This window comes from Vibrio sp. Vb1729 (genome assembly GCF_033338655.1).
Classification (GTDB): domain Bacteria; phylum Pseudomonadota; class Gammaproteobacteria; order Enterobacterales; family Vibrionaceae; genus Vibrio; species Vibrio alginolyticus.
Genome location: NZ_JAWOTB010000036.1, coordinates 1 through 7,930, shown reverse-complemented (window position 1 = coordinate 7,930; position 7,930 = coordinate 1). Strand labels below are relative to the sequence as shown.

Annotated in this window: 10 protein-coding genes; 1 reads left to right on the top strand and 9 read right to left on the bottom strand. The window is 40.2% G+C overall.

All coding sequences use genetic code 11. The annotated features are described in order from the left end of the window. Positions 1–726: 726 nt before the first annotated feature. The 9 genes from R7E29_RS16470 to R7E29_RS16425 all read right to left on the bottom strand — a co-directional run bounded on the left by R7E29_RS16470 (position 727) and on the right by R7E29_RS16425 (position 6,657). On the bottom strand, positions 727–1,113 hold the full coding sequence (locus R7E29_RS16470) for an ASCH domain-containing protein (RefSeq protein ID WP_158156599.1): 387 nt from the start codon (positions 1,111–1,113) through the stop codon (positions 727–729). A gap of 145 nt (positions 1,114–1,258) precedes the next feature. Continuing rightward, positions 1,259–1,534: a hypothetical protein gene (locus R7E29_RS16465; RefSeq protein ID WP_045626692.1), complete on the bottom strand. Its 276-nt coding sequence runs from the start codon at positions 1,532–1,534 to the stop codon at positions 1,259–1,261. A gap of 692 nt (positions 1,535–2,226) precedes the next feature. Next, positions 2,227–2,739 carry a hypothetical protein gene (locus R7E29_RS16460; protein WP_213906826.1) on the bottom strand — a complete coding sequence of 171 codons (513 nt, stop codon included), beginning with the start codon at positions 2,737–2,739 and terminating at the stop codon, positions 2,227–2,229. A gap of 611 nt (positions 2,740–3,350) precedes the next feature. Next, positions 3,351–3,752, bottom strand: coding sequence for a hypothetical protein (locus R7E29_RS16455; RefSeq protein WP_140285285.1), 402 nt, complete (start codon positions 3,750–3,752; stop codon positions 3,351–3,353). 141 nt (positions 3,753–3,893) lie between these two features. Continuing rightward, the gene (locus tag R7E29_RS16445) at positions 3,894–4,493 is read right to left on the bottom strand and encodes a hypothetical protein (protein ID WP_054577357.1); all 600 of its coding nucleotides are present in this window, start codon (positions 4,491–4,493) and stop codon (positions 3,894–3,896) included. A gap of 146 nt (positions 4,494–4,639) precedes the next feature. Continuing rightward, positions 4,640–5,041: a DUF2007 domain-containing protein gene (locus tag R7E29_RS16440; protein ID WP_213906822.1), complete on the bottom strand. Its 402-nt coding sequence runs from the start codon at positions 5,039–5,041 to the stop codon at positions 4,640–4,642. A gap of 137 nt (positions 5,042–5,178) precedes the next feature. Beyond that, on the bottom strand, positions 5,179–5,661 hold the full coding sequence (locus tag R7E29_RS16435) for a MazG-related protein (RefSeq protein ID WP_042769992.1): 483 nt from the start codon (positions 5,659–5,661) through the stop codon (positions 5,179–5,181). Positions 5,662–5,811: 150 nt separating this feature from the next. Next, positions 5,812–6,243, bottom strand: coding sequence for a hypothetical protein (locus tag R7E29_RS16430; RefSeq protein WP_199483440.1), 432 nt, complete (start codon positions 6,241–6,243; stop codon positions 5,812–5,814). A 135-nt stretch (positions 6,244–6,378) separates the two neighbouring features. Beyond that, positions 6,379–6,657 (bottom strand): hypothetical protein, encoded by a 279-nt coding sequence (locus R7E29_RS16425; RefSeq protein WP_033007115.1) that lies wholly within the window; start codon positions 6,655–6,657, stop codon positions 6,379–6,381. A 362-nt stretch (positions 6,658–7,019) separates the two neighbouring features. Between R7E29_RS16425 and R7E29_RS16420 the strand changes: the two genes are divergently transcribed. After that, the gene (locus R7E29_RS16420; RefSeq protein WP_213885679.1) at positions 7,020–7,778 is read left to right on the top strand and encodes a hypothetical protein; all 759 of its coding nucleotides are present in this window, start codon (positions 7,020–7,022) and stop codon (positions 7,776–7,778) included. The last annotated feature ends 152 nt before the right edge of the window (positions 7,779–7,930 follow it).

The following is a 7,930-nucleotide window of genomic DNA, read 5'->3' as shown; positions in this document are numbered from 1 at the left end:
CCCCATTGATAATTCAATTTATCCGAGTCAATCCACCCGATAAGCAAGTCATGATCTTCTTTTTCAAATGCTCTAAGCTCCATTTCGCCCTCTAAGGTTATAACGCCGCATTAAGGGGTGAACAACGCATTCCACCCAAGCTAAACCATTGTGCCGTAAACACTAAAGCAAGTTAAAACCAAAACTGCCAAGCGTTGTGAATCCCTCTTAAATGCTTTGTTATAACTCAGTTTCGTCAATGTACTCTATCTGCTTACTCACAGAAACTGCTAAAGCTATTGCGAAAATAATGGCAATAAAGACTCTAAGAAATGTAGATGGAATGAGAGAATGTGTAGAAATGACAAATGGGCCAGCAAAACCGCCGGATATAGCTCCTAGATAAGTTCGCCTCTTACTCCATTTCATCAGCGAACCACATTCAATACAGCGATACTTCGTCCAATGAGAACTAAAGAAAAACCAGCTAAGTGCAACATTTTTCCGGCACTTGGGACATTGTCTAGACTTCATAATAGCCTCGTAAAATTAAACCAAGGCTGATATGAAACTACCCGGCTAAAGAAACATCAAATATACTGGCTAAACTTTCGAGCAAGTTCATGAGTTATAACGCCCTGCTAAGGGGTGAGCAACGCAATACCGATGTTACTGCAACCACCTTAAACACAAAAATCAACGCATAGTAAAAATGCCACGCGTTGCGAATCCCTCTTGAGCAGTTTGTTATGTTTCTAGCTCAAGTCTGACTGCTGAGGCTTCTTCACCTGTGAGATTATAGAATTTTCTCTTAGCCGTTGCTGGCACTGGGTTATTGAGCTTTCTTATATTACTCAACCGCCATGCCAACCAACCGTCTTCAAACTCTGACTCGTCGCAACCTGAAAATTTACAGTCTTCCTTTACCCAAGGGACACAGGAAACGATATCGATGACAGCCACAACTTCACCGTCAACATCCTCATCGCCGTTTTTTGTTAACCGTTTATTATTTTGAACTAAGGCAACACTTAGCATTGGCAGTTGCTCTGGTGCCCAGCCTCGGATTTCCAATGATTTTATTTCATCTGCAATCATTGTTCCCCACGGCTTAACTACTGATAACGCTTCCAAATTTCCTCCTTGAAACATAACGCCCTGTTAAGGGGTGAGCAACGCAATACCGAAGCCGCTGCATACCACCTAAAACACCTAAAACAACGCATAGTTAAAATGCCACGCGTTGCGAATCCCTCTTGAACAGTTTGTTATAACTCATTTACTCAGTGGGTTCGGAAAAATTTGGAAGCAATAATTCTGTTTTATTACTAACAACCCAAGAATAAACATGCAGGTTCTCGTTTGTTAGCTCTTTGATTCGATGATCGGTTTCGATATTGTTTTTCCGTGTTTGCTCCCAAACCTTCGAGACTTTTCTATGAAATGTTAATAGTACTTTTTCATTCTCAGGATCAAAGACTAACGTTCTGACAAAATTACCAACAGCCTGAACCTTGAAGGTTTCTTCATCTTTAGGGTGAAAAAAATATTTCATATGACCTCCTGAGTTATAACGCCCAATTAAGGGGTGAGCCACGCTACCACGACACTAGATTTGGACGCCATAATCACTAAACTTGACCCGAACCAAAAATGCCAAGCGTGGGGAATCCCTCTTAAATTGTTTGTTAGTACAATGCGCCGATGCTCATTTAGAGCACCAAGATACTGAAGTAATACACAAAACTAAAGGCTCAATGCACCAAAATGATAACTGGCAGTTGCGTAAATGATACACGCTTAAATGGTGAGTTGGTGATTGAAAATAAACAACTGAACTTGTCAATATTGAGCACCTTGGAATTGGCAAAGAAGACATTCTGAGGACTGAACAACCACGCCAAAGAAACCAGTATTCACGGCGAAAAAACCACAACAGCAATGAAGCAACACGAACCAAAGCTAGAACTACGTTGGCAATGGGTGCAGCACGTGTAACCACGCAAGTTGAACGTTTAGTACGATGGAAGTATACGATTGGCACTGACTTTCAGGTGTAAAGCAGCCCCTTAAAACTCAGTACCACTAGAAATTTTTCCCTTGATTTCAACTAGGTAATAACGCCCTGTTAAGGTGTGAGCAACGCAATACCGATGCTTCCGCATACCACCTTAAACACCTAACGCAACGCATAGTAAAAATGCCACGCGTTGCGAATCACTCTTAAACAGTTTGTTAAATGCGTGGCTAATTTTTACCATCAAGCCATTCAGATACAGCAAAAAAATACTCGATAACCTCTGAGCCATGTGTGTCTTTGCTGCCTTGTTTTAGTGTTCGTATTATGTCTTGAACTAACTGGTTCCCCTTAATTAGCGCATCCATTTCACACATGATGTTTGCCCTAAAAGCCAAACGCCCACTCTCACTAGACAAGAGTTTTTCATGTTCTATACAGATACTATAAGCAATGTTATTTCTTGCCTTCCTAGCGGCGTGAATACTGTCCTCTGAATGCGTTGGTAAACTGTACTCAGATACCAATGACCGAATTTTTTCATACAAAGTACCTGACTTCAAAAGCATGTAGACCTCGAATGAAAACTCATTATTTGTGTTCACAACATCTGTCAAATGAGCCAACGTTCTACAGTTGTGTTCAAAATCTGTAGCGTATGCTAACGCACGACCAAGAAGTGCATATGACTCAGAGATTTCTAGATTTGTACTTGGCATTGGTAATAATGGATGTGATGTCATTGATTCCTACTTCTACCGAAAAGCATTTAACGCCCTGTTAAGGGGTGAGCAACGCAATATCAAAGCCGCCGCATACCACCTTAATCACTTAAACCAACGCATAGTGAAAATGCCACGCGTTGCGAATCCCTCTTGAACAGTTTGTTAACTGAGCGCCTTTCAGTTTTCACCGATCTTTCAGCCACTTTCGCCAAAGCTCGTTTTGCTAATTAATGATTAGCAAAGCTAACTCAAATATGTATTTAACCAAAAAATTACCGTTTATCTTTAGTTTGAAATGCGTCTCACAACACCATACTTCGGCGATACAACTGCGCCGAACTAATCGCGAATGCCTTATATTATTAGAAGGCTTTGTGCCGCCTTTCACATCAGTAAACTTAAGTATCAAACTGAAATTAGTCGCATTAGCTCAGCTAAGGAAACCAACCGGACACGCTAAATATCTGAACCTAGAAACTGTATCATTGTGCTTTCGTATTTTCTGCGCCAGTTAACGCCTTGTTAAGGTGTGAGGCACGCAATCCCGAAGCTTCCGCATACCACCTTAACCACTAAACCTAACGCATAGTAAAAATGCCACGCGTGCCGAATCACTCTTGAACAATTTGTTATACGAATTTCTCCTTCAGTGCCAGCACTTGTTGTTCAAATAACTCATAATCTGATTTTGAGTATGACTTAGCGACATTAACCCATTGAACGCCCGTTTCATCTATGTGGCGAAACTCGACTTGAAGCGCATATTTAGAACAACGAAGAAGAGCAAAAACGAAACCTACAGCCGTCAAACTAAGAACTAAAACTTGTAGCCATTGCGGTGCCTCTTCAAAGCTTGGAATGGCTAACCAAACAGCCCCTGAAAAAATAAACACCCAGAATAACACTTGACCTAAATTATCAAGAAAACTTAACTTTTTAACCCTAGCATTGTTTATCTTAGACAAAGGATATGAGTCTTTCTTAAACCTGAACTCTTTTGAATCCAAGCTAAAATCAGTACTCTTGTACATAAATTCCCTCTATTCGTATAACGCCCTGTTAAGGGGTGAGCAACGCAATACTCAAGTTGCCGCATACCACCTTAAACACTAATACCGACGCATAATAAAAATGCCACGCGTTGCGAATCCCTCTTGAACAGTTTGTTAGTACTACTTGTTTTTGAAGTGCTGTTCCATTGAAATTTCCGTGGCAGCAGTCACTACATAATCCAACGCAACACTTAACTCATTACCGACCGTTACTATCACGAGGACTAATTGCTCGTTATACCTTTCCTGACTGACGTACTTTATACGAGTTAAAGCTATAGATATATTTACCCACGTAATAAGTGCTTCCGCTTTAGCTAACATTCCTAACTTAAACAGATTATCATCTACTTTAACCTCCGGCTGTCGAAAAATAGAAAGAATGAGAGTTCGAAAAGGCTCTTCGTTTACAGGTTCATCCAACTGCATTTTTAACAAATGAAGGTTTCGAGAAATATAGTCTTCTCTGTACCTAAGCTCGGCTTCTTGAGCGCTGAGTTTCATCTCTGAACGCTGTAATTCAATTTGTCGAGCTAAAAACAAAAACGAGAAGAACACCAATACTGGACCAAGTACTCCACCGAAATAGCTTCCAAACTCAGCCCAACGGGTATGATCCGTTGAAAGACCTCCAGGGAAATGCCACGTATACAGAGCAAAAACTATTACTATAAATAGCCCTGCTAATACAATGACCTTAGCTTCCTTAGATTTCATCATTACCTCGTAGTACTAACGCCGCGTTAAGGGGTGAACAACGCAAACCACCCAACCTAAGCCATTGTGCCTTAAACACAAAAGCCAAACATTGAACCAAAACCGCCAAGCGTTGAGAATCCCTCTTAAACGCTTTGTTATACCACTACTCAAAGCTTTTCACTGAACTCCCCACACTGCTTACACTTGTAGCCATGCTTGTAAAAGAACAGTGGAAAACCCAGTAAAATAAATACTAAGAAAGCTGGACGCTTACCTTTTGTAAATGCAAATAGCTCTGTGCTACCACAGTTTGGGCAAACATCTTTTGCTTCATCAACGGCAACTTCATTTTCCAATGATTCTGAGAAATCACTACTAAGTATTTGTTTCGCTTCCTCCGCATCACTCTCGGCCATCATCAGACGAACACCGCCCATGGCATTTGAATAAAGCCACTGAGCATTCACCGTGTGCTCGTCAGCGATGTAACTTTCTATTCCGGCACTATCTAGGCTCGATTTCGCAATATGAGCTTCATGAGGAAAAGAAAACCTTGCTACTACAATCACGTTTTACTCCTTGTGGTATAACGCCGCATTAAGGTGTGAGCAACGCTACCACTAAACCTAACCCATTGCACCGTAGCCACAAAACCTAACCTTGAACTGATAATGCCAAGCGTTGGGAATCACTCTTAAATGCTTTGTTATGGCGCTGAACTCAAAGTTAGCTCTTGTATATCAATTTGGTCTACTTCCCTACCCAATATTCGCTTGTACTCGACTAAACGATGAACTGGGATGACTGGCAACTCGATACCTTGATATTCTTTAATAACTGATTCTGAAAAGTAGATTTCAAGCTGATGCCAAGAGCCATCTTGACGTGATTGTATCTTCGTATGTTGAGACAAACCGATTTCAATTTTTTGACTTTGGTAAACCAACTGGAAATACTCTAAATCCCAACCATATTCGGCATAATGAGCTAACGGCTTTGATATGTATTTTGCTACATGCGATAACACCTTGTCTGCGTCAGAGTTATGAATATAAAGATCTATATCTGCGATTTCCCGACTACCACCATGAATGGTTGCCGCTAACCCACCGACTATTTGATACTCCACATCCTCTGCATCCAAGATTTCTTTGAGCCACTGCAAGGCTACTTTAACTTTATCACTCATCTAGTTCCCTTAGCTGAATTTTGCCCTGCGCCATAACGCCCTGTTAAGGGGTGAGCAACGCAATACAGAAGCTCCCGCATACCACCTTAAACACCAAACACACCGCATAGTGAAAACGCCACGCGTTGCGAATCCCTCTTGAACAGTTTGTTAGCTTGATGATTTCCCCAGAAGTTTATTATTTATTTCAACGACTCCGAAGAATAAGATTACCCCTATAACTCCATTTAACACAGCCAAAGCCGATGGAATAAAGAAGGTTGAAAGCTCTTTAGCGTTCACCGCAGGCACCAATATAAACTTAACGTTGCATAAGTACCAAAGTAGAACAGGTAACACCGAATAAGTACACCCTAGAACACGACTAGACAGGCTTAAACTTGATTCCTTCAAAAACGCAGACACAAATCGAAATACCGTAAAAAACCCGGCACTACCTAGCAAGAAGGTACCAAGCACACCGGCAGCAAAACCAATAATTAATAGGTTTTCGCTTATATATATTTCCTGTAGTGCGGTAATGCCTAACAGCAAAGAAATAATTGATGTTACTCGGTAAGCCTTAATTTGTCTGATCCTCATTATTTCTCTCCAGAAAGCTAACGCCCTGTTAAGGGGTGAGCAACGCAATACCAAAGCCGCCGCATACCACCTTAAACACAAAAACCAACGCATAGTGAAAATGCCACGCGTTGCGAATCCCTCTTGAACAGTTTGTTAGGCGACATTTCTACGTTTAACTTCTTTCTCATACGAAGATTCGTTGTATAACCAAATAGCCCAAAATGCGAAAAACATCCCGATCGTGTAAATGGAGTAATTAAGAGCATTATCCGATAAGAAAATCGTAATGCTTGCAGCATCAGAAGATGGATAAAGGAAAATAACATTAAAAATTATGTACAAAATGGCTGTGACGAAAGTTGTTCTGAAAAGCCAATTTAAACATCCTTTCTTTCGAGATTTTTGCCAATTATCAAATGCTTTACCATTCATTAATCCACTCCTTTTCTATTAACTGAAGCTAGATTCACGCCAAGATACTATCACTACTCTATCGTTTATCTCATGTCGCCTAACGCCGCGTTAAGTGGTGAACAACGCCAACCACCAAACTTAAACATAACACCTTAAACACTTAAGCTAACTTGAACTGAAATCGCCAAGCGTTGTGAATCCGTCTTAAACGCTTTGTTATGGCACATGAAACAATAGGACACAAGGAGAGCATCGGAACCCTACACGTTAATCACACCAAAGAACTAAAATTCGTTGCTATTTAGAACTATACAGTCAAATCAAATGCATGTATATTTAAACAGTATGCGTACAAAAACAGTATCTTATGGATTCATTAAATGGCGACTAGCAAACAACTCAAGACTCTAATTGGAGTTGGGGTAACAGTTTTAACTCTCTGCGGTGGGGCATTAGTGTATGTCAATGACCAGTACAATGACTTACTAAACAAACAACAGTCAACAACCGAGGAGCACAATAAACTTTATGCCCTTAAAGTTCAATTTGAGAAGGATCAAGCTGATTCAAAACTGCGATTGGTGGAAAAAAAGAATGAACTAGATAAAAAGGAGCAAATTCTAAAACTTCAACAAGAACAACTAGCATCCGAGAAACTTTCATATAAAGCTGATATAGAGAAAAAACTTTTAGCTGATTTAACTGTTGACCAGTTACAACTCGAAGCAAAGCAAAAAGAGCATAATGAAAGGTTTGATCAGTTAGAACTAGTTAGGATTGAGCTTAATCAACAAAAACAAGAGTTAGAGAATAAAATAAAACTATATAATGAGAAAATAAGTAGTGTAGAAAAATTATATAAAGAGTATTCTTCACAAGCAGTATATGCGCAAACACAGCTCAATGCGGAAAAAGAAATTTTTGCGCAAATGAGTGCATTCTCTAAGCTAGGAGTCAACCTTAAAAATAAAGATTGGTGTGATAAAGAATATACTAATCGCTATTATCAAGCGGAAGGCATACTATCTCAAATAAGCTCGATTTCACGAGCCAATGGCTTATATGATAAGTACGAAAGTTTCCTATTGAGTAATGGAAAATTTATTCATAGCAGCGACGATGGGGTTTGCAAGAAATAATTGAAAACGCACACTACTCTTTCGTAGTGTGCCATAACGCCCTGTTAAGGGGTGAGCAACGCAATACCAAAGCCACCGCATACCACCTTAAACACTAAAACCAACGCATAGTGAAAATGCCACGCGTTGCGAATCCCTCTTGAACAGTTTGT

Excerpts from the sequence above, each read along its gene's own strand:
- R7E29_RS16460 (WP_213906826.1), bottom strand. The coding sequence starts at position 2,739 with ATGACATCACATCCATTATTACCAATGCCAAGTACAAATCTAGAAATC.
- R7E29_RS16430 (WP_199483440.1), bottom strand. The coding sequence starts at position 6,243 with ATGAGGATCAGACAAATTAAGGCTTACCGAGTAACATCAATTATTTCT.
- R7E29_RS16425 (WP_033007115.1), bottom strand. The coding sequence starts at position 6,657 with ATGAATGGTAAAGCATTTGATAATTGGCAAAAATCTCGAAAGAAAGGA.
- R7E29_RS16455 (WP_140285285.1), bottom strand. The coding sequence starts at position 3,752 with ATGTACAAGAGTACTGATTTTAGCTTGGATTCAAAAGAGTTCAGGTTT.
- R7E29_RS16445 (WP_054577357.1), bottom strand. The coding sequence starts at position 4,493 with ATGATGAAATCTAAGGAAGCTAAGGTCATTGTATTAGCAGGGCTATTT.
- R7E29_RS16420 (WP_213885679.1), top strand. The coding sequence starts at position 7,020 with ATGGCGACTAGCAAACAACTCAAGACTCTAATTGGAGTTGGGGTAACA.
- R7E29_RS16465 (WP_045626692.1), bottom strand. The coding sequence starts at position 1,534 with ATGAAATATTTTTTTCACCCTAAAGATGAAGAAACCTTCAAGGTTCAG.
- R7E29_RS16435 (WP_042769992.1), bottom strand. The coding sequence starts at position 5,661 with ATGAGTGATAAAGTTAAAGTAGCCTTGCAGTGGCTCAAAGAAATCTTG.